Origin of the sequence: Actibacterium atlanticum, assembly GCF_000671395.1 — a bacterium.
Taxonomy (GTDB): Bacteria; Pseudomonadota; Alphaproteobacteria; order Rhodobacterales; family Rhodobacteraceae; genus Actibacterium_D; species Actibacterium_D atlanticum.
Genome location: NZ_AQQY01000002.1, coordinates 159827 through 184469 on the forward strand (window position 1 = coordinate 159827; position 24643 = coordinate 184469).

General features: G+C 60.1%; 25 protein-coding genes. 7 read left to right on the plus strand and 18 right to left on the minus strand.

The genetic code is table 11. The annotated features are described in order from the left end of the window. Window positions 1-5: 5 nt before the first annotated feature. The 3 genes from ATO10_RS04730 to ATO10_RS04740 all read left to right on the plus strand — a co-directional run bounded on the left by ATO10_RS04730 (window position 6) and on the right by ATO10_RS04740 (window position 2987). Entirely contained in the window at window positions 6-1016 is a 1011-nt protein-coding gene (locus ATO10_RS04730; RefSeq protein WP_035248761.1) for a sugar ABC transporter substrate-binding protein, read from the plus strand. Window positions 1017-1128: 112 nt separating this feature from the next. Beyond that, window positions 1129-2211: an ABC transporter permease gene (locus tag ATO10_RS04735; RefSeq protein WP_035248763.1), complete on the plus strand. Its 1083-nt coding sequence runs from the start codon at window positions 1129-1131 to the stop codon at window positions 2209-2211. Further along, a complete protein-coding gene (locus tag ATO10_RS04740) occupies window positions 2187-2987 on the plus strand; it encodes an ATP-binding cassette domain-containing protein (protein WP_081806430.1) in 801 nt (266 codons plus the stop codon). The genes ATO10_RS04735 and ATO10_RS04740 overlap by 25 nt, the downstream gene beginning before the upstream one ends. A gap of 56 nt (window positions 2988-3043) precedes the next feature. On the opposite strand, the gene ATO10_RS04745 is transcribed toward ATO10_RS04740, so the two are convergent. From ATO10_RS04745 to ATO10_RS04790, 10 genes are all read right to left on the minus strand, one after another. Next, the gene (locus ATO10_RS04745) at window positions 3044-3799 is read right to left on the minus strand and encodes a TIGR02186 family protein (RefSeq protein ID WP_035248767.1); all 756 of its coding nucleotides are present in this window, start codon (window positions 3797-3799) and stop codon (window positions 3044-3046) included. After that, complete coding sequence (locus ATO10_RS04750; RefSeq protein WP_035248769.1) at window positions 3799-4722, minus strand: sulfite exporter TauE/SafE family protein; 924 nt, start codon at window positions 4720-4722, stop codon at window positions 3799-3801. Before ATO10_RS04750 ends, ATO10_RS04745 begins: the two co-directional genes overlap by 1 nt. Window positions 4723-4774: 52 nt before the next feature. After that, window positions 4775-5740, minus strand: coding sequence for an ABC transporter permease (locus tag ATO10_RS04755; protein WP_035248771.1), 966 nt, complete (start codon window positions 5738-5740; stop codon window positions 4775-4777). Next, a complete protein-coding gene (locus ATO10_RS04760) occupies window positions 5740-6834 on the minus strand; it encodes an ABC transporter permease (RefSeq protein WP_035248774.1) in 1095 nt (364 codons plus the stop codon). Before ATO10_RS04760 ends, ATO10_RS04755 begins: the two co-directional genes overlap by 1 nt. Continuing rightward, window positions 6834-8366 (minus strand): ABC transporter ATP-binding protein, encoded by a 1533-nt coding sequence (locus ATO10_RS04765; RefSeq protein ID WP_035248778.1) that lies wholly within the window; start codon window positions 8364-8366, stop codon window positions 6834-6836. The genes ATO10_RS04760 and ATO10_RS04765 overlap by 1 nt, the downstream gene beginning before the upstream one ends. Window positions 8367-8444: 78 nt before the next feature. Next, the gene (locus ATO10_RS04770; RefSeq protein WP_035248781.1) at window positions 8445-9449 is read right to left on the minus strand and encodes a BMP family lipoprotein; all 1005 of its coding nucleotides are present in this window, start codon (window positions 9447-9449) and stop codon (window positions 8445-8447) included. 163 nt (window positions 9450-9612) lie between these two features. Beyond that, a complete protein-coding gene (locus tag ATO10_RS04775) occupies window positions 9613-10032 on the minus strand; it encodes a GNAT family N-acetyltransferase (protein WP_035248783.1) in 420 nt (139 codons plus the stop codon). Next, window positions 10029-10676 carry a tRNA (adenosine(37)-N6)-threonylcarbamoyltransferase complex dimerization subunit type 1 TsaB gene (gene tsaB, locus ATO10_RS04780; protein WP_035248786.1) on the minus strand — a complete coding sequence of 216 codons (648 nt, stop codon included), beginning with the start codon at window positions 10674-10676 and terminating at the stop codon, window positions 10029-10031. Before tsaB ends, ATO10_RS04775 begins: the two co-directional genes overlap by 4 nt. Further along, on the minus strand, window positions 10666-11229 hold the full coding sequence (locus ATO10_RS04785; protein ID WP_035248788.1) for a NifU family protein: 564 nt from the start codon (window positions 11227-11229) through the stop codon (window positions 10666-10668). The genes tsaB and ATO10_RS04785 overlap by 11 nt, the downstream gene beginning before the upstream one ends. Before the next feature lie 112 nt (window positions 11230-11341). After that, complete coding sequence (locus tag ATO10_RS04790; RefSeq protein ID WP_035248790.1) at window positions 11342-11962, minus strand: FMN-dependent NADH-azoreductase; 621 nt, start codon at window positions 11960-11962, stop codon at window positions 11342-11344. A 114-nt stretch (window positions 11963-12076) separates the two neighbouring features. Between ATO10_RS04790 and ATO10_RS04795 the strand changes: the two genes are divergently transcribed. Beyond that, window positions 12077-12634, plus strand: coding sequence for a CGNR zinc finger domain-containing protein (locus tag ATO10_RS04795; RefSeq protein ID WP_035248792.1), 558 nt, complete (start codon window positions 12077-12079; stop codon window positions 12632-12634). Window positions 12635-12637: 3 nt separating this feature from the next. Here ATO10_RS04795 and ATO10_RS04800 read toward each other — a convergent pair whose 3' ends face one another. From ATO10_RS04800 to trpS, 5 genes are all read right to left on the minus strand, one after another. After that, window positions 12638-13093 carry a universal stress protein gene (locus ATO10_RS04800; protein WP_035248793.1) on the minus strand — a complete coding sequence of 152 codons (456 nt, stop codon included), beginning with the start codon at window positions 13091-13093 and terminating at the stop codon, window positions 12638-12640. A 48-nt stretch (window positions 13094-13141) separates the two neighbouring features. Further along, window positions 13142-14179 (minus strand): AbrB family transcriptional regulator, encoded by a 1038-nt coding sequence (locus ATO10_RS04805; RefSeq protein ID WP_051597953.1) that lies wholly within the window; start codon window positions 14177-14179, stop codon window positions 13142-13144. Further along, window positions 14172-15032, minus strand: coding sequence for a branched-chain amino acid aminotransferase (locus tag ATO10_RS04810; protein WP_035248795.1), 861 nt, complete (start codon window positions 15030-15032; stop codon window positions 14172-14174). The genes ATO10_RS04805 and ATO10_RS04810 overlap by 8 nt, the downstream gene beginning before the upstream one ends. A gap of 262 nt (window positions 15033-15294) precedes the next feature. Further along, window positions 15295-15777: a VOC family protein gene (locus ATO10_RS04815; RefSeq protein WP_035248796.1), complete on the minus strand. Its 483-nt coding sequence runs from the start codon at window positions 15775-15777 to the stop codon at window positions 15295-15297. A gap of 163 nt (window positions 15778-15940) precedes the next feature. After that, window positions 15941-16963 carry a tryptophan--tRNA ligase gene (gene trpS, locus ATO10_RS04820; RefSeq protein WP_035248797.1) on the minus strand — a complete coding sequence of 341 codons (1023 nt, stop codon included), beginning with the start codon at window positions 16961-16963 and terminating at the stop codon, window positions 15941-15943. Between the two features lie 76 nt (window positions 16964-17039). Between trpS and ATO10_RS04825 the strand changes: the two genes are divergently transcribed. Beyond that, window positions 17040-17726 carry a rhomboid family intramembrane serine protease gene (locus ATO10_RS04825; RefSeq protein ID WP_035249241.1) on the plus strand — a complete coding sequence of 229 codons (687 nt, stop codon included), beginning with the start codon at window positions 17040-17042 and terminating at the stop codon, window positions 17724-17726. Window positions 17727-17793: 67 nt separating this feature from the next. Here the strand turns inward: ATO10_RS04825 and murJ are convergent, their stop codons facing one another. Genes murJ through ATO10_RS04840 form a run of 3 tightly spaced genes read right to left on the minus strand, consistent with a single transcriptional unit; the run spans window position 17794 to window position 23274 of the window. Then, the gene (murJ, locus tag ATO10_RS04830; RefSeq protein ID WP_035248798.1) at window positions 17794-19329 is read right to left on the minus strand and encodes a murein biosynthesis integral membrane protein MurJ; all 1536 of its coding nucleotides are present in this window, start codon (window positions 19327-19329) and stop codon (window positions 17794-17796) included. Continuing rightward, window positions 19329-22139 (minus strand): [protein-PII] uridylyltransferase, encoded by a 2811-nt coding sequence (locus ATO10_RS04835; protein ID WP_035248799.1) that lies wholly within the window; start codon window positions 22137-22139, stop codon window positions 19329-19331. The genes murJ and ATO10_RS04835 overlap by 1 nt, the downstream gene beginning before the upstream one ends. Continuing rightward, window positions 22099-23274, minus strand: a complete 1176-nt coding sequence (locus ATO10_RS04840; RefSeq protein ID WP_035248800.1) for a penicillin-binding protein activator — start codon at window positions 23272-23274, stop codon at window positions 22099-22101. The genes ATO10_RS04835 and ATO10_RS04840 overlap by 41 nt, the downstream gene beginning before the upstream one ends. Window positions 23275-23419: 145 nt before the next feature. Between ATO10_RS04840 and rsmI the strand changes: the two genes are divergently transcribed. Both rsmI and ATO10_RS04850 read left to right on the plus strand, forming a co-directional pair. Continuing rightward, the gene (rsmI, locus tag ATO10_RS04845) at window positions 23420-24238 is read left to right on the plus strand and encodes a 16S rRNA (cytidine(1402)-2'-O)-methyltransferase (RefSeq protein WP_238323394.1); all 819 of its coding nucleotides are present in this window, start codon (window positions 23420-23422) and stop codon (window positions 24236-24238) included. Between the two features lie 7 nt (window positions 24239-24245). Next, window positions 24246-24599, plus strand: a complete 354-nt coding sequence (locus tag ATO10_RS04850; protein WP_035248802.1) for a YraN family protein — start codon at window positions 24246-24248, stop codon at window positions 24597-24599. Window positions 24600-24643 lie beyond the last annotated feature (44 nt).

Sequence of the window (24643 nt, forward strand, 5' to 3'; positions counted from 1 at the left end):
AAACTATGAAAACCCTTGTAAACGCATCTGTGGTAGCCCTGATGGCGATGGCCGGTAGCGCCGCTGCCGAAGTGAACGCATGCCTGATCACCAAGACCGATACCAACCCCTTCTTCGTGAAGATGAAAGAGGGTGCTTCGGAAGCCGCCGCAGCCAACGGTATCAACCTGTCGACCTTTGCCGGGAAGTATGACGGCGACGTCGAAACCCAGGTCGCAGCTGTTGAAACCTGCATCGCGTCGGGCGCCAAAGGCATCTTGATCACACCGACCGATAGCCGCGCTTTGGTGCCGGTGATCAGCCAGGCTCGCGAAGCGGGCGCGTTGGTGATCGCTCTGGATACTGCGCTGGAACCGGCCGATGCTGCTGACGCGACCTTTGCGACTGACAACTTCAAAGCGGGCGTTCTGATTGGTCAGTGGGCCAAGGCGAAAATGGGCGACGCAGCCGCCGACGCCAAGATCGCATTGCTGGACCTGAACGCATCGGAAATCTCGGTGGATTACCAGCGCGACAACGGCTTCCTGCATGGCTTTGGTATCGACATCAAAGACCCGACCGACATCGGTGACGAAGATGACCCGCGTATCGTTGGCAACGACGTGACGGATGGTTCGTCGGACGGGGGGCGCACCGCGATGGAAAACCTGTTGCAGGTCGATCCCGATATCAACCTTGTCTACACCATCAACGAACCGGCTGCTGCTGGTGCGTATGAGGCGCTGAAATCCTTTGGTAAGGATGAGGGTGTTCTGATCGTTTCGGTTGACGGTGGTTGCCCGGGCGTGCGCGACATTGCTGGTGGCGTGATTGGCGCGACCTCGATGCAGTTCCCGCTGCTGATGGCGTCTAAGGGCATCGAAGCCATCAAGACCTTTGCCGAAACCGGCGACAAGCCGCAAAACACCGAAGGTCTGGACTTCTTCAACACCGGTGTCGAGCTGATCACCGACACGCCGGTAGAGGGCATCCCCTCGCTGACGTCCGAAGAGGGCCTCAAGAAGTGCTGGGGCTAACCCGCATCTAACGTCTAAGGCAGGGCCAGAGGTGGCCCTGCCTTACCATTTTCACCCGCTACTTTGACGGAATCTGATGCCGCAGCTAGGCTTGTCGGTAAGGGAGATAGTCATGTCAGACACCACGACGCCGGCCTCAAAAGGCCAGGACTTCGAACAGACCCTGGATCAAAGCGATACCCAGGTTGCCTCGTTCGAAACCGATCAACACACGGTGCTGGAACGCATTCAGCATCTGCTTCACAACAACCCTACGCTTGTTCCGGTGATCGTTCTGGTCATCAGTCTGATCGCTTTTGGGCTTATCGCGGGCGGGAAGTTCTTCTCGGCTTTCAACCTCAGCCTGATCCTGCAACAGGTGTCGATCATCGGCATTCTGGCGGCGGCGCAATCGCTGATCATCATCACCGCGGGCATTGACCTGTCGGTCGCAGCGATCATGGTTTTGATGTCGGTGGTGATGGGCAATCTGGCGGTGTTTGCCGGGGTGCCTTCGGGTCTGGCCATTCTGGTTGGCCTTGCTGGCGGTGTTGGGGCCGGTGTGATGAACGGCTGGTTCATTACCCGCATCAAACTGCCACCCTTCATTACCACACTGGGCACATGGTCGATCTTCTATGCGCTGCTTTTGTGGCTCTCGGGGGCTCAATCCATTCGCGGACAAGATATCGACACCAACGCGCCCTTCCTGAAATTCTTTGGTGCTGCGTTCAACATTGGCGGCGCGCGGATCACGCTGAGCGCCTTGCTGATGATCGTGGTCTTTATCGTGCTGTGGTTCATGCTGAACAAAACCGCCTGGGGCCGCCATGTTTATGCCATTGGCGACGACAAAGAGGCCGCCGACCTGTCGGGTATCCGCACGGACCGCACGCTGTTGTCGGTTTATGGTCTGGCCGGGTTCGTCTGTGCGTTGGGCGGCTGGGCCTCGATTGGCCGGGTTGGTTCGATTTCGCCGCAGTCGTTCTATGAGGGCAATCTGGACAGTATCACCGCTGTGGTTATCGGGGGCATCTCGTTGTTTGGCGGGCGCGGTTCGATCATGGGAGCGCTGTTTGGCGCGTTGATCGTGGGCGTGTTCCGTTCGGGCCTGCGTCTGTCGGGCGTCGACGTGCTGTGGCAGGTCTTTGCCATCGGTTGGCTTATCATCATCGCGGTCGCAATTGACCAATGGATCAGAAGGGTTTCAGCATAATGACGACACCTGTTGTTCAAGCCCGCGGAATCGTGAAGCGCTATGGCCACGTGACCGCGATCGACCACTCCGACTTTGAACTGCGCGCTGGCGAGGTTCTGGCAGTTATTGGCGACAACGGCGCCGGGAAGTCCTCGATCGTCAAGGCGATCTGCGGGGCGACCATCCCGGACGAAGGCGAGATCCTGATCGAGGGCAAGCCGGTCAAGTTCAGCTCGCCGATTGAGGCCCGCGATATGGGCATCGAGATCGTCTATCAGAACCTCGCCCTATCGCCCGCTTTGTCGATTGCCGACAACATGTTCACCGGGCGTGAGATCCGCAAGAAAGGCTGGATGGGGAAAATCCTGCGCATGCTGGATAAGCCCGCGATGGAGAAATTCGCCCGCGACAAGCTGACCGAGCTGGGTCTGATGACCGTGCAGTCGATCAAGCAGCCGGTCGAAACCCTGTCGGGCGGTCAACGTCAGGGCGTGGCGGTGGCCCGGGCTGCAGCCTTTGCCAGCAAGTTCATCATCATGGATGAACCGACGGCGGCGCTGGGCGTGAAAGAAAGCCGCAAAGTGCTTGAGCTGATTCAGGACGTGCGGGCGCGTGGCATCCCGATCATTTTGATCAGCCACAACATGCCCCATGTGTTCGAGGTTGCCGACCGCATCCATATTCACCGGCTGGGCAAGCGCCTGTGCACCATCGACCCCAAGGACTACACAATGTCGGATGCGGTTGCGTTTATGACCGGCGCGAAAGAGCCTCCGGCACAAGACGCAGCCTGAGTTTGGGCTGAACAAACGGGCGCAGCGGAGTGGGTCTGGGACCTGTCCGGTGCGCCTTATCCCCTGAACAACCGGAAGACCGCCGAGGCGCTCCAGCCAGCGGCGATGGCCAGCGCCAGAGACAGCAAACCGTAAAGCAGGGGTTGTTGATGGGCGAGGTTGTAAATCCAGCGTTCCAGACCGACTTTGCGCACATCAATCGTTGTCTCGTAGGCGTCGATCACCTGATTGTTGCGCAGCAGGAAGATGCGGGTCTTATAGTCGCCTTCGGTCAGGTTTGCGGGCAAGGCGATATTGGCGCGAAATAACGTGTCCTCGGTCAGCTCGATAGAGTTTGGGGCTTGCTGATACGCCCCTTCGTTGCTGCGAATGCGGATCAGCGCCTGCAAAAACTCGGAGCTTTGAGGCGTAACGATCTGTGCCCGTGACGCCCGGATCGCCCGTGGAATGGAAATCCCGTATTCAAAATCCTGCGCCGGGGCCAGAATTTCAGACAAAGCCTTGGTGGCGCGCACCGCGTAAAAGCTGGGGGCATAGTCGATCTGGGCGCTGTCCGTGTTGACCCAGATACCCAGTCGACGGTCCTTTTTTCGGACGGTTACGGGGGCCAGCGGGCTGGATACGGTTACGATCACATCCAGATCGGTTGTAGGCAGGGGGGCCTCGCGTTTGACGGCGCCAAAGATCAGAATTTCAGAGCCGCTGAAAGTGGTGTTGATTGATACGCGCGCCTGACTGAGGCCAGCCACGACTTCCTCCCCATGCAGGGGGAGGGCGGACAGCAGCGTCAGGATCAGCGCGCGCCACAGCATCAGTGCCCCCCTCCTGTGCCAATCGAGAACAGCTCGGACGGTTGCACCAGCAGATCAAAGGCCAGTTTGAAACAGACGCCCAGAACCATCAGCGCCAGCAGAATACGCAGTTGTTCGGCCTTAAGGTGCACCCCGATCCGGGTGCCTATCTGCGCCCCAAGCACACCCCCGACAAGCAGCAACAGCGCCAGCGCCATATCGACGGTCTGGTTGGTTGTCGCATGCATCAATGTGGTGAAGGCCGTGACCGCGATGATTTGCAGCAACGAAGTGCCAACGACAACCTTGGTTGGCATCCCCAGAATATAGATCATCGCGGGGACCATGATGAAACCGCCCCCTACGCCCATGATCGCCGCCAGAACGCCGACGCAAGCCCCCACCAGCAGCGGCGGGATCACCGAAATATACAGCCCGGATGTACGGAACTTCATTTTGAAGGGCAGGGCGTGCACCCAGCTGCGTTGACGTCGCTTCGGCAGGGGAAGAGCGCCCGGATTACGGGTGCGGCGGATGGCGCGCAGGCTCTCGATGAACATCAGCGTCCCGACCACACCCAGAAAGACGACGTAGCACAGGCTGACCAGCAGCTCGACCTGCCCGAGGCTACGCAGAAAGTTGAACAGTACGATCCCAAGGGCCGCCCCGACGATGCCGCCTCCCATCAGCACAAAGCCCATGCGAAAATCGACGGTCTTTCGTTTGAGATGCGCCAGCACGCCGGAAAACGACGAGGCGACGATCTGGTTGGCCTCGGTCGCGACGGCCACGGCGGGCGGAATGCCGATGAAAAACAGCAACGGCGTCATCAAAAAGCCGCCGCCCACGCCGAACATGCCTGACAGTATTCCCACCATGCCGCCCAGCCCGAACAGCAGGAAGGCATTGACCGACACTTCGGCAATGGGGAGATAAATCTGCATGTGTTCACGCTACGCCGCGATTTGCGTCGCGACAAGAGCAGGTGGGTGGGTTTTACCGCTCTTTTACATAGGGTTCACCGCCCGCCCGGGGGGGGATGGCTTTGCCCACAAATCCGGCAAGGATCACGACCGTCAGGATATAGGGCAGGGCATCCATAAACTGGACCGGCACGGTAAAAGTGCCGATGTCGATGTTCTGGAACCGCAAGGCAACCGCCTGCAGCAGGCCAAATAGCAAGGTGGCAGACAAGGCGTACCATGGGCGCCACTTGGCAAAGATCAGGGCGGCCAAGGCGATGAACCCGCGCCCGGCGGTCATTTCGCGCACGAAACCGGCCTGCAGCGCAGTCGCCAGATAGGCCCCGGCCAGACCGCACAGGACGCCTGCAATGGCAACAGCAGCAAAGCGCATGCGGATCACAGAGACCCCAGCGGTGTCCACGGCCTCGGGGGCTTCGCCCACCGCGCGCAGGCGCAGGCCGAACCGGGTCCGAAACAACAGCCACCACGTCAGGGGCACCATGGCAAAGCCGACATAGGCCAGCGCCGTTTGCCCCGAAATCAATTCGGCATAGAGCGGGCCGAAAACAGGCACGCCTTGCAAGGTTTCGGCAAGGGGCAGGGTGATTGGTTCAAAACGGGCCGCGCCCTGCAGGGATGGGGTGCGGCCGCCTTGTTCAAACCACGCTTGGGCGATCACCACGGTCAGCCCCGAGGCCAGAAAGTTGATCGCCACGCCGGAAATGAGTTGATTGCCGCGAAAGGTGATCGAGGCCAGCCCGTGCAATCCTGCCAACAGCATCGACGAGGCGATCCCGGCCAAAAGCCCGATCCAGACCGAGCCGCTTACCGCCGCGAGGGCGGCCGAAGTGAAAGCAGCCATCAGCATTTTGCCTTCCAGACCGATGTCAAAAATGCCTGCGCGTTCTGAATAAAGCCCGGCCAGACAGGCCAGCAAAAGCGGGACCGACAGGCGCACGGTTGAATCGGCCACTTGCAGAAGGGTTGCGTAATCCATCACTTTCCCTCCGAGCGCAGCGCCAGAAATACCCGCTCCAGTGGCATCCGCAGCATGTTGTCCAGAGCGCCGGTGAACAGGATCACCAAGGCCTGAATGACGACGATCATTTCACGCGGGATGTCTGTCCAGAGCGCCAGTTCTGCGCCGCCTTGGTACAGGAACCCGAACAAGAGTGCCGCCAGCGCCACGCCAAAGGGGTGCGAACGCCCCATCAACGCCACGGCGATGCCGATGAAACCCGCCCCTTCGGTCGCGTTCAGCACCAGTTTTTCGGCCTCGCCCATCACGTTGTTGACGGCCATCAACCCGGCCAACCCGCCTGAAATCAGCATGGTAATCATGATGATCCGCGTGGGCGAGATTCCGGCATAGATCGCAGCAGGTTCGGATTTGCCAAAGGCCCGCAGCTGATAGCCAAACCGCGTGCGCCAGATCAGCAGCCAGACCCCGAAACAGGCGGCGATGGCCAGAAACAGGGTGATGTTGGCCGGGGCGGATTTCGAAAAGGAAATGCCAAGGGGCGACAGAATGTCATGTAATGTGGGCAGATGAGTGACTTCGGGGAATTTCGCGCTGGAGGGGTCCTGCGCGCGCGGCGGGCGAAGCAGGTTGACCAGAACATAGTTCAAAAGCGCTGCGGCAATAAAATTGAACATGATTGTGGTGATCACCACGTGGCTGCCGCGCTTGGCCTGCAGCCAGGCCGGAATCGCGGCCCAGGCCGCGCCAAAGGCTGCCGCGCCCAGCATGGCCCCCAGCAGCGCAAGGCTCCAGTGGGGCCACGGCAGATAGAGACAGATCAGCGCCACGCCCAAGCCGCCCAGCTGTGCCTGTCCTTCGCCGCCGATGTTGAACAGGGCGGCGTGAAAAGCCACGGCCACGGCCAATCCGGTAAAGACAAAGTTGGTGGTGTAATACAGCGTATAGCCCCAGCCGTAGGTCGACCCAAAAGACCCTTTGACCATCAATATCAAGGCCTCGACCGGGTCTTCGCCGATCGCCAGAATGACCAGCGCAGAAAGGGCAAAGGCCAACATCAGGTTGATCAGTGGGATCAGGACGATATCCGCCCATTTAGGCATTTTGCTCATCAGGCGGCCTCTTCGCGCACGCCGGCCATCAACAGGCCCAGCTCTTTTTCGTCGGTTTCGCCGGGCAGGCGTTCGCCCATGATCTGACCATCAAACATCACGGCGATCCGGTCAGACAATGACAGGATTTCTTCCAGTTCGACCGAGACCAGCAAGATCGCTTTGCCCGCGTCGCGTAGTTCGACCAAACGTTTGTGGATGAATTCGATCGCGCCAATGTCGACGCCGCGGGTGGGTTGGCCGACCAGCAGCAAATCGGGGTTGCGTTCGATTTCGCGCGCCAGAACGATTTTCTGCTGGTTGCCGCCCGAGAAGTTCTTGGCCGCCAGCTGCGGATCAGGTGGGCGCACATCGAAACGTTCCATCTTGGCGGCGGTCTCGGCCCGGATTGCGCCATTGTCCATCAACAGGGCGTTGGCCTGATAGGCCGGATCATCGTCATACCCGAAAACCGTGTTTTCCCATGCGCTGAAGTCCATAATGAGCCCTTCGTGCTGACGGTCTTCGGGCACATGGGCGATGCCGCGTTTGCGGCGCGATCGCCCGTCTGAACTTTTGCCGGTCAGGTCAAGTTCCTGCCCGTTCAGCAGCACGGTTCCGGTACCCGGCGTAATCCCGCCCAGCACCTGCATCAGATGGGACTGGCCATTGCCCGCCACCCCCGCGATACCAAGAATTTCCCCCGCGCGGACATTCAGCGAGATGCCTTTCAACCGATCAACCCCGTCGTCGTCGGTGACGCGCAGGTTGTCGACCTCCAGCACGTTCGCGCCGGGCTGTGCCGGGGCTTTGTCGACGCGCAGTAGCACTTTGCGGCCCACCATCATTTCGGCCAGCTGCTGCGGGTTGGTGTCTTTGGTCTTGACCGTATCGGTCATCTGCCCACGCCGCATCACGCTGACCGTGTCGGTGATATGCATGATCTCGCGCAGTTTGTGGGTGATCAGGATGATGGTTTTGCCTTCGGCGCGCAGCCGTTCAAGGATGCGAAACAGCTGATCGGCCTCGGCCGGGGTCAACACGCCGGTAGGTTCGTCCAAGATCAGGATTTGCGCCTTGCGGTACAGCGCCTTGAGGATTTCCACCCGCTGTTGGTGCCCGACAGACAGATCCTGAATCAGGGCGTCAGGATCGACGCGTAATTCGTATTCATCCGCCAGATGCTGCAACTCTTTGCGCGCCTTGGCCAGCGAGGGGCGCAAAAGCGCGCCCTCTTCTACGCCAAGGATAATGTTTTCCAGCACGCTGAAATTCTGCACCAGTTTGAAGTGTTGAAACACCATGCCAATGCCGGCCCGGATCGCGGCTTGACTGTCGGGGATGGGTGTGAGGGTGCCATTGATGAAAATCTCGCCGGCGTCGGCTTTGTAAAATCCACAGAGAATACTCATCAGCGTGGATTTACCGGCACCGTTTTCGCCGATGATGCCGTGGATCGTGCCGGGCATCACCCGGATAGAGATATCTTTGTTGGCCTGCACCGGGCCGAAGGCTTTGGAGATGCCGTTGAGTTCAATCGCGGGGGCGGTCACGCGGGCCTCCTTTGGCGGGATCTTGCAGGCAGGCGGGTCGCAGCCAAAGCCGCGGCCCGTAGGTTTATATGGGTCCGATCAGAAATCCAGAACCGGGCAGCTGTCATTGGCGTAATAGGACACCACGTCCAGTTCACCGGCAATGATCTTGGCTTTGGCGCCCTCGGCGGCAGCGACCATTTCTTCGGACAGCAGGGCTTCGTTGTTTTCATCCACGGCATAGCCCACGCCGTCATCTGCAAGCCCCAGCACCTGCATGGAGCCGGTTTCCAGCGCATCTCCGGCGATCATCGACTTATAGACCGCAACATCGACGCGTTTCAGCATCGAGGTCAGGACCTTGCCCGGGTGCAGGTGGTTTTGGTTGCTATCAACGCCGATCGACAGGATGTCCGCGTCGGCAGCAGCTTGCAGCACGCCCACGCCAGTACCGCCAGCCGCAGCATAGATCACATCTGCGCCTTGCGCGATCTGCGCCTGCGCCAGTTCACCGCCCTTTACAGGGTTGTTCCACGCCGCCGGAGTGGTGCCGGTCATGTTTGCAATGATGCTGATGTCAGGGTTCACAGCCTTCGCCCCTTGGGCATAGCCGCAGGCGAAATGGCGGATCAGCGGAATGTCCATGCCGCCGACAAAACCGACGGTCCCGTTTGCGGATTTCATCGCTGCCAACATGCCGACCAGATAGCTGCCTTGATGTTCTTCGAACACGATCATCTGCACATTGGGCGGAATTTCAGGCAGGAAGCCATCGATATTCACGAATTTGGTGTCGGGGTAATCTGGCGCGACCTCGGCCACCGGGTCAGCCATGGCAAAGCCGGTGGTGATGATCGGGTTGGCGCCGGTTTCGGCGAAGCGGCGCAGCGCCTGTTCGCGCTGGGCTTCAGATTGCATCTCGATTTCAAGATACTTGCCGCCGGTTTCTGTGGCCCAACGTTCAGCGCCGTTAAAGGCGGCTTCGTTAAAGGATTTGTCGAATTTGCCGCCCAGATCAAAGATCACGGCAGGTTCGGCCAGCGCGGCAGTCGCGCCAAGGGCCAGCGTGGCTGCTGCGCCAAGGAAGGTACGCATCAGGGTCATGGTTAAGCTCCCGGTTGGTTTGCCGGAAGGTTCAGACGCAAAGGCAATACGCCCTGTCACCGCCCGCCCCCGGCTTGGATTATCATGCGCAATTTAGGACGCAGGCGGGAATGCGGGTCAACCGATTTTTGACTTTTCGGTAAGGTTTGGCCGTGACGTAGCGTCAGCTGTGCGTAAAGGATTTGCGCAATACCAGCGCATCAATATGGGCACCGCGTGGCCCTTGGTAGTAGCTTTTGCGCAGCCCGGCACTGGCGTAACCCGCGTTTTCGTACAATGCGCGGGCCGCGGTATTGTCTGCAGCGACTTCCAGAAACGCATCCTGTGCGCCCTGGCTTTGTGCGTGTTGTTCAAAACCGGCCAGCAGCCGCGCCCCGATCCCGGCACGGCGGGCTTTGGGATGAACGGCAAGCGTCAGCAATTCGACCTCTCCGGCGATCACACGGCCCAGAATAAACCCGTGCCCGTCGCCTTGGACGAACACGCCTTTGCTGTCCAGAAGGTCGGTGAACTCGTCTGCGGACCAAGGGCGCGGCACGGTGAAACACAGGGCGTGCAGAGCGGCCAGTTGGGCAGGAGTCATGGCAGGATCACCGGCGGCGGATCCGAGGCCGGGGCGGCATCAGCGGCGCGCAGGTACAATGGTGCAGGACGGGTGGTGGTCGTTTGCCAACGTTTTGCGGCGATCCGGGCGATGGACTCGGCCAAAGGATAGCGCGGGGGCAGAGGATCGCCGCTGGTCTGTGCAGCAAAGTCGGTAGAGGCATGGCCAACACAGTTCAGCCCCGCCATGTCGGCGGGTAGGGTGTCAGGGCTGGTTTGCATTGGTTCTTCTGTTTCGCGGCCCATCACGCAGGCATAGGCTTGGCCACGCCGTGCATCGACCGTGGCCAAAACCGGGGTGGGCAGGTCGTGGGCCAGCGCTTCGAATGCGGTCACTCCGACGGCCGGGATATCCAACGACACTGCCAGGCCGCGCGCGGCAGATACGGCGATGCGGATGCCGGTGAAATTGCCCGGGCCGACGCCAACGCCTAGCGCAGTCAGATCGGCCCAAGTGTGGCCCGTTTCTGCCAGCAGGTTTTCAAGCAGGGGCATCAGGTGTTCTACCTGTCCCTTGGTCATCGGCGCGTGGAAACTGCCCAAAACCGTATCGCCCGACAGCAAAGCGGCCGCGCAATGCGCGGCCGATGTGTCAAAACCCAAAATCAGCGGCTTAGGCGGCAACCGGGCGTACCTCGGTCACTTCGGGGATGTAATGGCGCAGCAGGTTCTCGATGCCCATTTTCAGCGTCAGGGTCGACGACGGGCAGCCAGCGCAGGCGCCTTGCATGTGCAGGTAAACCACACCGCGTTCAAACCCATGGAAGGTGATGTCGCCCCCATCTTGTGCCACGGCAGGGCGCACGCGGGTGTCCAGAAGCTCTTTGATCTGATCAACGATTTCGCCGTCTTCGCCGTCATGATCCGCATGGCCAGCGGCGGGGGAAGCTTCGGCAGACAGAACCGGTTCGCCGGTTTGAAAATGCTCCATGATCGCGCCCAGCAAAGCGGGTTTGATGTGATCCCATTCCACCGTATCGGACTTGGTGACGGTCACGAAGTCCGAGCCAAAAAACACGCCGGTCACGCCGATCACGGCAAACAGACGCGTTGCGAGCGGCGAGCTGGCCGCGCTTTCAACGCTGGGGAAATCTGCGGTGCCTGTGCCAAGCACGTCACGGCCGGGCAGGAATTTCAGCGTTGCGGGGTTCGGTGTGGATTCGGTTTGAATAAACATGGGGCCTCCGATGTGCTTACCGGATATGCGCTTTTGGGGGCTTTGTGTCAAGGTTTAGAATGGTTCTAAGGGGGTGGCCCGACGGGAGATCGGGCCACCGGGGCGGCCGGGGTCAGGCCGCCAGACGCAGGGCTTCTGTGAGTGCGGCGTCGAAGCCAGCCTGCGGGTCTTGAGTCAACAGCGAGGGCTGGAACCGGATCATCTCGATATCGGTCACGCCGATCATGTTCAGCCACCATTCCAGATAGCTGGAGTGGAAATCCGAGCCATATTTGGGGTCTGCGCCGGGGGCCCAAACGCCGCTGGAGGCGATGACTGTCGCCTTTTTGTTTTCAAGCAGGCCGAAATAGCCCTGTTCCGGGTCAAACCCGAACAGCAGGCCGGGTTGGGTGATGATGTCGATGTAGTGTTTCAGACGGTAGGATACGCCACCGTTCCACATGGGCGCACCGATGACATAGTGATCTGCGGCCAGAAAGCGGTTGGTGACCTCGGCCACTTTGTCCCAAGCGGTTTGTTTGGCCGGGTCCATTTCGCCATCGCCAAAGAAAGTCATCTTGGCAGCAGCGGGGTCGCCGTCAAAGGCGGGCAGGTCTTCGGCCCACAGGTCCAGCGTGTCGATCTCAAGCGACGGGTCCGCGGTTTTGGCCGCGTCGATATAGGCGCGGGCCAGCGCGTTCGATTTCGAGTTTTCACCCCGGGGCGAGGCGACGATGTGCAGAAGTTTGGGCATGGGATGCTCCTAGTAACTGAATAAAGTGTATTTAGACGGTTATTGCTGTGCGGATAACTTGTCAAACCTGAAATTGAGGGTTACGTATTTGTGATCAAACGCACAGGAGCCACCATGCGACCACCCGCCATGATCATCGCTGACCACCCGGCGCTGGATTTTCTGAACACCATCGGCGCGCCGAAGGGCGAAGAGATCGAGTGGCTTGAGAATGGCGCGGACCTATGCGCATGGCTCGACGATGTGGGGCTGGCCGAAGCGGGCTCTTTGGCCGAGACAGCGCCTGACAAGATCGCGGTGCAGGCGCGGGCGCTGCGCGAGCAGTTCAGGCGGTACATGAATGACGGCGATCCGGCGATCTTTGATCAGGTCAATTCGATCCTTGCCAAGGAACACAGCCATCTCGAGCTGTTGCAGACTGGCGAAGTTCCCCAGCTGCGCCGTGTTTGGCGGATGGAGAAGCCCGAAGATTTGCTGGTTCCCATTGCCATCGCCATCGCCGAGCTATTGGCCGAAGATGCGCCCGAACGGGTACGGCAGTGCAACGGGCCAACCTGCACCATGTGGTTCAAGGATATCAGCAAGAACAACAAGCGGCGTTGGTGTTCGATGGCGGTTTGTGGCAACCGCGCCAAGGCGGCGGCACACCGGGCCAAGTTAAAGTCTGAATAGACGTTAGCAGATTGCCTCGAGCCGTTCTTTGGGCAGATCACCGGGCACGACCGTCATCGGGATTGGCAACGCGCCCGAGTTTTTGGACAGCTGCGTGATCAAGGGGCCGGGGCCTTTCTTACTGGTACCCGCACCCAGAACCAGAACCCCGATTTCCGAGTCGTCGCGGATTTGGGACATGATCTGATCTACGGCCTCGCCTTCGCGGATCACCAGTTGCGGATCAATCTGGTGCTTGTCGCGCATCCATTTGGCGAAGACTTCGTAATGGACTTCGATCCGCTCGCGGGCTTCTTGGCGCATCAGGTCGCCGACACCGATCCAGTGATTGAACTCATCTGGCGGGATCACAGACAGGATCACCACACCGCCGCCCGTGTGTTCGGCCCGCAAGGCGGCAAAGCGCATCGCGTTCAGGCATTCGCGGCTGTCGTCCAGTATGACCAGGAATTTACGCATGATCGTCCTTTCCAGCAGGGGCAGTGTGCCTCAGCCTTGGTCACAAGTCTATGGGCTGTCGCGTCGGGACATGCGGGTGGCATAGCCCGTCAGAATTAGCGCCAGAACGATCAGGCGCAACACATGGGCGGCGGCGACAAAGCTGGGATCGGCGCCCATTGCCGCACCGACAATGACCATGGTTTCAAGCCCGCCGGGTGCGAAGCCCAGCAGAAGGTCCAGCAAAGGCAGGCCCGACAGCGGCGCGGCGATCAGGGCAAACACCAAGGCCAGACCGGTTGAAAGCCCAACGATCAAAAGGCCGGTACCAAGATTGGCACCCATGGCCCGCAGCGAGGTTCCGACAAAACGGGTGCCGATCAGACTGCCCATCAGCACCAACACGCATTGCGACAGCCAGACCGGGATATTGCCATCCACCCACTGGGTCAGGTGGGTTGTCGCGCCGATCATCATCGCGGCCAGAAGATAGGGGGCAGGCAAGCGCATCCGGCCAAGCAGCGGTGCCAGCGCCAGGGTGGCAATGATCTGGGCCGCTATGGCCAGCCAGGGCGCCGCATGCGCGCCCGATTGCAACCCGGGGCCAACGTCAAGCCCGGCCATCCGCGCGGCAAAGGGTACGCATAATGTCAGCGTCAGCACGCGGATTGCGGCCAGCACTGTGGGGCGGGTGACTGACAGGGAAAGACTGTCGGCCAGGGCCACCACAAGGCTAAGGTGCCCGGGCGACGAGGCCAAAAAGGCCTCATCCCTGTCGTCAAAGCCCAAACTGCGCGTCAGAACCCACTGGCCGACCCAAGGGGTGAGGAACGTCAGCGCCACAAGCAACACAAAGGCAATGGGCCAACGCAGCATGGCGTCGATACTATCGGGCGTGACCAAGGAACCGATCGTCAGACCGACCAGAACGAAACCGGTTTCGCGCAGCGTTCGGGCGATGACGACAGGCGCACCGGCGATCCCGGCGCCCGCCACCGCCACGGCGGGACCGGCCAGAAACGCAAGCGGCATATTGATGGCCCAAGCCAGAAGCGCCCCAACTGCACCGATGGCGAGCGTCAGCGCGCTGTTGCGCCAGTCAGACACTGGCGGCCCAATCCCAATAGCTTTCGCGGGCCATGCGGGTGATCGGGCCGATTTGGTACTGACGGTCTTCAAAAGCGCTGACCGGGGTGACCTTCATCATATTGCCTGAAAGGAAAACTTCATCGGCCTGTTTGAAGTCCTCGAAGCTGAGTGTTGTTTCATGCACCGTTACGCCCGCAGCGCGCAGGTTCTTGATGTGGCGGGCTCGGGTGATCCCGGCCAGAAATGTGCCGTTTGGGATAGGGGTCAAGACCTCGCCATCCCGGGCCATAAAGACGTTGGCGGTTGCGGCTTCGGCCACATTGCCCAGCGCATCTGCGGCCAGCGCGTTGCCAAAGCCTTTGGCGCGGGCCTCCATCAACATCCGCGCGTTGTTGGGATACAGGCAACCAGCCTTGGCGTTGACCACGGCGTCCTCCATCACCGGGCGGCGAAAGCGGGTGGTGGTTAGGGTGGTTGCGGCCTCGGGCGGGGCCATCGGGATTTCTTCCAGACAGATGGCAAATCCGGTGGCCCCGGGTTTTGGGTTTACGCCCAGATCGCCACCATGCAGCGCCCAATACATCGGGCGGATATAGACGGCGGCGTCCTTGGGATAGGTTTTTAGACCCTCAAGCACGATCTGTACCATGTCTTGTGTCGTGACCGTTGGGGTGATCATCAGTGCTTTTGCCGAGGCGTTGACGCGGGCGCAATGCGGCTCCAGATCGGGGGTCAGCCCATTCACGAACCGAGCCCCGTCAAACACCGTGCTTCCCAGCCAGCTGCCGTGATCGGCGGCGCGCATGATGGCCAGATCTTCGTTGTGCCAGGTGCCGTTGAAGTAGGTGCGGATGTTTGTGCCCGTTGCCATCTGGTTCTCCGGTGTCGTTTTGATCCGGATTGTAGACTTCTGCCTTCGTGGGGGCCAGTCACAACTTGCCCCCGGCCGGGGGCCAGGGGCGGGTGCTGCGGGTGTGGGCGCCCGAAAGCACTGCGGTCGGATGGGGTGTATCCGTGGCTCTTGGGGGCACAAGAGACGTGACCGCACCGAGGGCGCACCTGGCGACCTGGTAGGGACAGGCTAGGGGCGCGATGACTCGATTAGGTGACGTTCAGGCAAAGCTTTCGTGACGTCAGCTGGCGCGATCATCCAGGAGCGCCTGAAGGTCCAGCGGCGCGTTGTCCATTGCAAGGTCCCCATTTGCGGTACGAGGCCATTCGGATTCTGGGCGGTCGCGATAGAGTTCGACCCCGTTGCCATCCGGGTCCCGTAGATAGATTGCCTCGGATACGCCGTGGTCAGCCGCGCCGTCCAGATCAATCCCGGCTTCAATCACGCGGGCCAGAGCATCGCCAAGGCTGGCACGGTCAGGATAGAGGAAGGCAGTGTGATAGAGGCCGGTATGACCCGGAGGCGGCGGTGTGCCCCCCGCGCTTTCCCAGCTGTTCAGACCAATGTGGTGATGGTAGCCGCCAGCCGACAAAAACGCGGCCTGTCTGCCGTAGCGTTGGGTGACATCGAAGCCAAGTACGCCACTGTAAAATGCGATTGCGCGGTTAACATCCGAAACTTTCAGATGGATGTGTCCGACGCGTGTGTTGGGGTGAAGGGGCATGGTCAAATCCTTTAAACGTGTTGGCCTGAGGATATGTCTGTGCGGCTTGACGCAAAAGGCCCGCATAATCACAGTTTTTGTGCGAAAATGCAGTCAAAAGGAAACCGCCCCTTGAGGGGCGGTTAAGGGATGTCTCCGCGCCCTGAGGCGCGTCGGGCGGGCGTCAGGCGCCGACCATTCCGACGATCTTGTAGGTCTCTTTCAGGATCGGTGCGGCAAGGTCGCGGGCGCGTTCGGCGCCACGCGCCAGAATGCGGTCGATCTCGGCCGTGTCCTGCATCAGGCGGGTCATTTCCGCTGAGATAGGCGACAGTTTTTCAACTGCCAGTTCCGCCAGCGCGGGTTTGAACGTGCCAAATTGCTGGCCTGCGACTTGCTGGATTACCTGTTCGGCGGTTTGGTCAGACAGTCCTGCATAGATGTTGATCAGGTTGCGGGCTTCGGGGCGGTCCTCCAGCCCTTCCAGGCTGTCGGGCAGCGGTTCCGGATCGGTCTTGGCCTTGCGGATCTTTTTGGCGATGGTGTCGGCGTCATCCGTCAGGTTGATGCGCGACATATCTGAGGGATCAGATTTCGACATTTTCTTCGATCCATCGCGCAGGCTCATCACGCGGGTGCCGGCACCCTCGATCACCGGCTCGGTCACCGGGAAGAAATCAACGCCGAAGTCATTGTTGAACTTGATCGCGATGTCGCGAGTCAGTTCGAGGTGCTGTTTCTGGTCTTCGCCCACAGGCACATGGGTGGCGTGATAGATCAGAATGTCGGCCGCCATCAGCGCGGGATAGGCGAACAGACCCAGCGAGGCGTTTTGCTGGTTCTTGCCCGCCTTATCTTTCCATTGGGTCATACGCTGCATCCAGCCCATCCGGGCGACGCAGTTAAAGATCCAGGCCAGTTGTGCGTGTTCGGGCACCTGGCTTTGGTTGAACAAGATCGACTTTTCCGGATCGATACCCGAGGCAATGAACCCGGCGCAAAGTTCGCGCGTGGCATGTTGCAGATCAGCCGGGTCTTGCCAGACGGTAATGGCGTGCAGGTCGACCATGCAAAAGATGGTTTCTTTGTCGCCTGCATTCTGGGTGGTGACAAAACGCTTAAGCGCACCCAAATAATTGCCAAGGGTCAGGCCGCCCGAGGGCTGGATGCCTGAAAAGACGCGCGGTGTGTGGACCACCTCCGTCATGATGCATTCTCCGTCTGGAATTTCATGTCATGCTCGCTTACCCATGGGGGGCGCGCCCGTCAACCAAGAGGCTTTGATGCACACTGACCCCAACGCTCCGCCCGTGAACCCATTGCCACCCATCGTCTGGGCACTGGCAACACCGATCATTCTGCTGGAGTTGGCCTTCAGTGCCGGGACTCGCGGATTTGTCGGTGGTCCGAATGCTGTGGGCTGGCGATTGTCCGCGATAGAAGATTACGGCTTCTTCGGCCCCCTGTTTGACCGGATGCTGGCGACGGGGGATATGGGCGGCGGCGCCTTGCTGCGCATGTTCAGCTATGTTTTCGTCAACTACAGCTTCACCCAGACGATTTTCGTGATCGTTTTCCTTTTGGCGTTGGGCAATATGGTGGGGCGCATCTTTTCGGCCCCGGCGGTTCTGGTCATCTTTTTCGGCTCTGCCTTTGCGGGGGCGGCGGCCTATGGGCTGGTGCTGGATGATATGCGGCCCTTGGTCGGAGGGTACCCTGCGGTATATGGGCTGATCGGCGCCTATACCTTTCTTCTTTGGATCAAGTTCGGGGTGGAAGGCAGCAGCCAGTATCAAGCCTTCACGCTGATCGCCTTTTTGATGGGAATACAGCTGATCTTTACCCTGCTGTTTGGCGGCACCAATGACTGGGTCGCGGATATCGCCGGGTTTGTCGCAGGCTTTGCCCTGTCGTTCATCGTTAGTCCGGGAGGCTGGAGCAGGGTGCGCGCGCGGATCAAACACCGCTAGGGTGCTTCTGGGCACCAATCAAACAATCTCTTATTGGCCAAAGGCCAATGCCGCTTGATAACATATGCTATCGGCGCATCGAAGATTTCAGTTCTGAAAGGCGCAACGCTCCTGTCGCATGCGCCGCCGCCAGATAGACGCCTTTGCCGATCACGATAAGTAGGGCCAACGCCCCATAACGCAACGTGTCGGTATAAAGCGCCTCGTGCAAGACGGCCTCGGCAAGCCAAAGCGCGGCTCCCATGATGGCCGAAGCCGCGATGATCCGGGGCAGCCGTCCATAGAACCGGGCATCCAGTTGCACGTCGGCCCCCATTTTGCGCGAGCCAACCCACAGCAATGCTGCCATCGCCCAGCCCGCGACCGAAGCTGCGATGGCCGCTGCGATAAACCCGATTACGGGCGCTAAACCTATGGCCAAGGCCGCGTTCACCACCATTGCCACAACAGCGTAATGGAAGGGGCGTTTGGTGTCCTCGCGGGCGTAAAACACGGGCTGCAGCACTTTTTGTAGCACAAATGCCGGCATACCAATGCCGTATATCGCCGTGGCCAAAGCCGTAGGCCCGACGTCCGCCGCTGTAAAAGCGCCGCGTTGGAACAGCACCGAAATCAAAGGCGCTGGGATCACCACCAAGGCCACGGCGGCAGGCAGGGTCAGAGCCAGAGAGAACTCGGCCGCGCGCGATAGCGAATGGCGCGCACCATCGCCATCTTCAGCCTTCAGCTTGCGCGACAGATCGGGCAAAAGCACCACGCCGATGGCAATTGCCACCACGCCCAACGGAAGCTGGTACAAACGGTCGGCGTTATAAAGCCAGGAGACGGCGCTATCATAATAGCTGGCGACCTGACGTCCCACCAACAGGTTCACCTGCACCACGCCCCCTGCCAACACAGCGGGCGCTGCGATGATGGCTAGGCGTTTCAGCTCGGGCGTCATGCGGGGCAGATGCGGCACCACGGTGAACCCGGCTTTGCGGGCGGCGTGCCAGACAAGCGCAAGTTGCGCGACGCCAGCCACGGGCACGGCCCAGATCAGCGTGTCGCCAATATCAGCCCCCAGAATCGCCGCGCCGGTCATCGCGCCAATGAACACCACGTTCAACAACACCGGCGCCGCCGCTGCGGCAGCAAAACGCCCCGCCGCGTTCAACACTCCCGACAGCAAGGCGGCCAATGATATGAAAAGGATATAGGGAAAAGCGATCCGGCCGTAGAACACGGTCAGATCGAACAGCTCGTCTTCGAACCCGCTGGCCATGGCCAGCACCAACGCAGGCATCGCCAGCTGGGCGATCAGCGTTAGTAAAAGCAATATTCCCAACAGGCCCGACATGGCGTCGCGGGCAAATGTTTCGGCCTCTTCTCCGGCTTCCAGGCGTTTGGAAAACATCGGCACAAAGGCCATGTTGAACGCGCCTTCGGCGAAGAAGCGGCGGAACATGTTAGGCAGCGAAAAGGCAATGACAAAGGCCTGATGCTGTGGCCCGGTGCCCAGATAGGCAGCGATCATGATGTCGCGTACAAAGCCCAAGATACGGCTGGCCAGAGTCCACCCTCCAACGGTCAGGAAGCCCTGGATCAGCCGGATCGGGCGCATCAGCTGCGTGCCCTTTCATCACCCTTTTCAATTGCGGTGCGGAGTTTCTTTTCAAGCGCTTCCTGCTTGAGTTTGGAGTGAATTTTCAGCCCAAACAGGTCTTTCACATAGAAACTATCCACGACCTGCGCCCCGTATGTCGCGATCACCGCCGAGGCAATCGAGATGTTGTGTTTGGCAAAGACCCGGGTCAGGTCAAACAGCAATCCGGGGCGGTCGCGGGTATCGACCTCGATGATCGTATAGATTTCAGAGCCGTCATTATCGAAGGTGATCGCAGTCGGGAATTCGAACCCACGTTCGCGTTTCGACATTTTGTCACGGCTGGCCAACTTGTCGCGCGGACGGATTTTGCCCATCAGCGTTTTGTCGATCATATCGCGCAAACGCGGCAGGCGGCTGACCTCGTAGGGGGCGCCCTCGGCGTCCTGAATCCAGAACACCGCCGTCGCATAGCCATCTTTCGAAGTATAGGTGCGCGCGTCTACCACGTTGGCCCCGACCATCGCCAAGGCCCCGGCCAACCGCGAGAAAATCCCGTGGTGATCGGCCAGTGCGAAACAGGCGCGGGTGGCGTCGCGGTCTTCGTCGGGGTGCAGATCGATGCGAATTTCGTCATCGGGCAGGTCTTTCAACAGGCCTGCGAACACCGCATGGGTTTCTGTCGGCAGACCCTGCCAATAGGGGCTGTAATGGCGGCCCACTTCGGCAGTAAGCGCTTTGCGCTGCCAATCGGGCAGAGCCGCGCGCAGGGCTTTCTTGGCATCGCTTTCGCGGGTCTTGCGGTTCAGCGCTTCCATGCCGTTTTCCAGCACTTCGCGGGTCTGGCTGAACAGGCTGCGCAGCAACTGGGCCTTCCAGTTGTTCCATACATTCGGGCCGACGCCGCGGATGTCACAAACCGTCAGCACCGTCAGCAGGTCCAGCCGTTCGGTGGTTTTGACCAGCTTGGCGAATTCGCGCACTGTGCGCGGGTCCGAAATGTCGCGCTTTTGCGCCGTATCCGACATCAGCAGGTGATAGCGCACCAGCCATTCAACGGTTTCGCATTCCTTAGGTTTCAACCCCAGACGCGGCGCGACCTTTTTGGCAATCTGCGCCCCCAGGATCGAGTGATCCTCGGGGCGGCCTTTGCCAATGTCATGCAGCAGCAACGCGATATACATGATCTTGCGGTTGACCCCGCGCTTCAGGATGCGACTGGCAACCGGGAGCTCTTCTTGCAGCTCTTCGCGCTCAATCTGGGCCAAAACCGAGATCGTCTGGATCGTATGCTCGTCAACCGTGTAGCTGTGGTAAACGTTGAACTGCATCATGGCCTGAATGGGTTCAAACTCGGGGATAAACGCGGCCAGAACACCCAGCTCATTCATTCGACGCAGCGCACGTTCAGGATTGCCGTGTTTCAGCATCAGGTCGATGAAAATGCGCTGCGCTTCGGGATCCCGGCGGAAACTATCGTCGATCAGGTCCAGATGCGACGAGATCAGCCGCATCGCGTTGGGGTGGATCAACGTGCCGGTGCGCAGGGCCTCTTCGAAGATGCGCAGGATATTCAGCTTGTCCTCAAAGAACGTGGCCTCATCATCGACCATCAGGCGGTTATGTTCGATCTTGTAACCGGCCTTGGCCCGACGTTTGCGGCGGAAGAACCCGATCAGCGAGGGGGCTTGTTTGACATGGATGGCCTCGAGCGAGGTCAGGAAAATCCGGGTCAGTTCGCCCACATGGGTCGCATGGCGAAAATAGTCCTGCATGAAGTGTTCAACCGCGCGGCGCCCATCGTGATCGGTGTATTGCATCCGCTCGGCAACTTCGATCTGCATATCAAACGTCAATTGATCGACCGGACGGTTGGCGATCAGGTGCAGATGACAACGCACGGCCCAGAGAAACTCTTCGGCCCGGTCGAAGTTCTGATCTTCTTCTGGGGTGAAAACCCCCAGATCGACCAGTTCGGTGGCGTCTTCGGCATCGTGAACATATTTCGCGATCCAGAACAGCGATTGCAGGTCGCGCAGACCGCCTTTTCCCTCTTTTACATTGGGTTCCAGCATATAGCGCTGGCCGCCTTGTTTGCGGTGGCGTTCAGACCGTTCAGCCAGCTTTGCTTCGACGAAATCGGCAGCGGTATTGCTGAACAGATCGTCCCGGAGGGTTTGCCTTAGCCCTTCGCCCAGCGGCGCGTGGCCGCACAGAAAGCGGTGTTCCAGCAGGGCGGTGCGGATGGTGTAATCTTCGCGGCCAAGCCGGACGCAGTCTTTGATCGTACGCGACGAATGCCCTACCTTCAGCCGCAGATCCCACAGCATATAGAGCATGGATTCGATCAGGCTCTCGGCCCAGGGGGTGATCTTGTAGGGCGTCAGGAACAGCAGATCGACATCCGATTGTGGCGCCATTTCCCCGCGACCATACCCGCCTACAGCCAACAAGGCGATGCGTTCGCCCTCGGTTGGGCTTTGTTGCGGGTGCAGGCGGCGCAACGCGATCTGGTAGACATTGGTGACAATGCAATCGGTCAGATACGCGTACGAACGCACAACTTTGCGGGCTGCAAAGGGCGAAGCTGCAAAAGCTTCGGCGATGGCTTCGTTGCCGGATTTGCGGGCCTCGAGCAGCAATTTGACGGCAGCGTCACGAATGGCGCGGGCGTCAGCACAACTGTCCGCGGCCTTGTCAAAGGCGCGGTCAAAGGCGATCTGGTCGAAAATTTCGGATGCCGGGCGGATCAGATCCGTTTGCGGCAGGGACGGGGCGTGGGCCGGATCAGAATCCGGCGCCACCGAAGCTTCTTGGGGCAGGGTCAATCACAACCACCTGATTATTGCGGATTTCGGCCACAGCAAGGCCGCGTTCATTGGTGCCATCGGGGCGCAAACGGAAGACGCCGTTGACGCCAGCAAAGCCCGAGGCCTGTGTCAGCGCCTGCGCCGTCAGCGCATCGGATTTGCCCTGACGCACAAGTGCGCCGATGGCGGCGATTCCGTCATAGGCCAGACCCGAAACCGGGTGAGGCTGTTCGCCATAAGCGGCTTGGTAACGGGAGTTATATTGGGCGTTCAGTGCGGGATCGGGCAGGGCAAACCAGCCCCCCTGAACCCCGGGGATCGCCAGCGTTTCCGGCGGGATATCCCAGCGGGTCAGGCCGATATACTGATAAGTGTCGGTCTTGATGCCGTTTTCCGGCAGCAGCTGTGTCAGCAAGGGCAACGACCCTGCGGTATCCGCCGTCAGGAACAGTGCCTGTGCGCCGGTGCTTTTGGCCGTGTTGGCGATGACAGGCACAGCCTGCACGACACCGTTTTGCGAATACTCATAAGCGGCTTCGCCCACAATCGACGCGCTTGAATTGGCTGCGGCCTGTCGAATAGCGGCGGCGCCAGCCTCGCCTGCGACATTGCCGTCGCGCACGATCATCAGGTTGCCTTTGCCATTGCGCGCGGCATAGCGCACCAGCCGGTTTGCGGTGTTGTCAAACGTCGGGCCCAGCACGAAAACGTTGCCGCCTGCGATCTCGGCGTTGTTTGAAAAGCTTAGAACGTTCACACCTCGGTTGGCGGCAGCCACGCCCGCGGCATTGGCATTCTGCGCGTACAGCGGGCCAAGGATGATCTTTGCGCCTTCGCTCACGGCCTTGGTTGCCATCGCCGCAGCCTGATCCGCCTGACCGGAAGTGTTATAGACGCGCAAATCAATCTGAACGCCGTCCAGATCGCTTGAGGCCAACCGGGCCGCATTCTGCAAGTGACGGGCCAGCACTTCATCGCCGGATTGGCCCGAACCGCCGGGCACCAACAGTGCCACAGGCACAGGTTTGGAGGTATTGATCGAAGGCCCGCCCGTGGTCGAGATCGGTTGACATGCGGCCACTAAAACAGCGGCAGAAAGGGCAATTAACCCGCTGCGTACGGACTTGCGGGCGGCACGGAAAACGGCGAACATAGCGAAACACTCCAAACTGTCAGGCTCAGGGGCCCGGTGTCGCGCCAGACACTAAGCGTTCCGGCGGGGCAAGTAAACGTTTCTCGGAAGGTTCAAATTCCCCGTGCAAATTGACGCAACGCCTTTGGCGCCCGGACTGTATTTCGTGGCGACTCCGATCGGAACCGCCCGCGATATTACACTGCGTGCGCTGGATATCCTGGCCTCGGCTGATGTGATCGCCGCCGAAGATACGCGGACGGTGAAACACCTGATGCAACTGCACGGTGTGGCGGTAAATGGCCGACCCGTCGTGGCCTATCACGACCATAGCGGCCCGGGCGTGCGCGACCGGCTGCTGGGGGCCATCAACGAAGGCAAGTCCGTGGCCTATGCCTCCGAAGCCGGGACGCCTCTGGTGGCTGACCCCGGCTATCAGCTGGGGCGTGCAGCGATTGAGGCCGATCTGCCGGTAACAAGCGCACCGGGGCCATCGGCGGTGTTGGCCGCGCTGACTGTTTCGGGTTTGCCCAGTGATCGGTTTCTGTTTGCCGGATTCGCACCTACTTCGTCTTCTGCGCGGCGAAAGTGGCTCCAAAGTCTCGATCAAAGCGGGGCAACGCTGGTGATTTACGAGTCTCCCAAACGTGTTGGGAAACTATTAACCGACAGTGTGCAATGTTTCGGAGAAGAGCGGCGCGCGGTGATATGCCGCGAACTGACCAAACGTTTCGAGGAAACGGCGCGCGGCACATTAGGATCGCTGGCCGAAAGCTATGCTGATCGAAAGGTCAAAGGTGAAGTTGTCGTCTTGATCGATCGCGGGGAAGGCCAGAAAGCCGATGCCGCACAGATCGAAGACGCATTGCGGACAGCACTGGCGGATATGTCGGTCAAGGATGCGGCGGCTAAGGTGTCCTCGGCGCTGAACCTGCCACGCCGGGACGTATATCAGGCGGCTTTGGCGCTGTCGCGAGAGGAGTAAACAGATCGTGAGTGGAAAACAGTCCTACCTTGCGGGCATGGCAGCAGAAAGCTGCGTGGGGCGCGAATATGAAAGGCGCGGCCTGCAGGTATTGGAAACCCGATGGCGTGGGCAGGGCGGAGAGATCGATCTGATCGCTCGGGATCGGGACGAGATTGTTTTTGTCGAAGTCAAGAAAAGCAAGGATTTCGCGGGCGCCGCAGCAAAGATCAGCACGCAGCAGATCGAACGGATATTCATGGCAGCGTCAGAGTTTGTGGAGCGTTTGCCAATGGGGCAGCTGACGCCGATGCGGTTTGATGCAGCGCTGGTTGACGGCATGGGGCGGGTCGACATTCGCGAGGGCGCCTTGGGCGCTTAGTGAATTGCCGTTGCAACGTGGCGCCGGGCAGGCCATGTAGAACT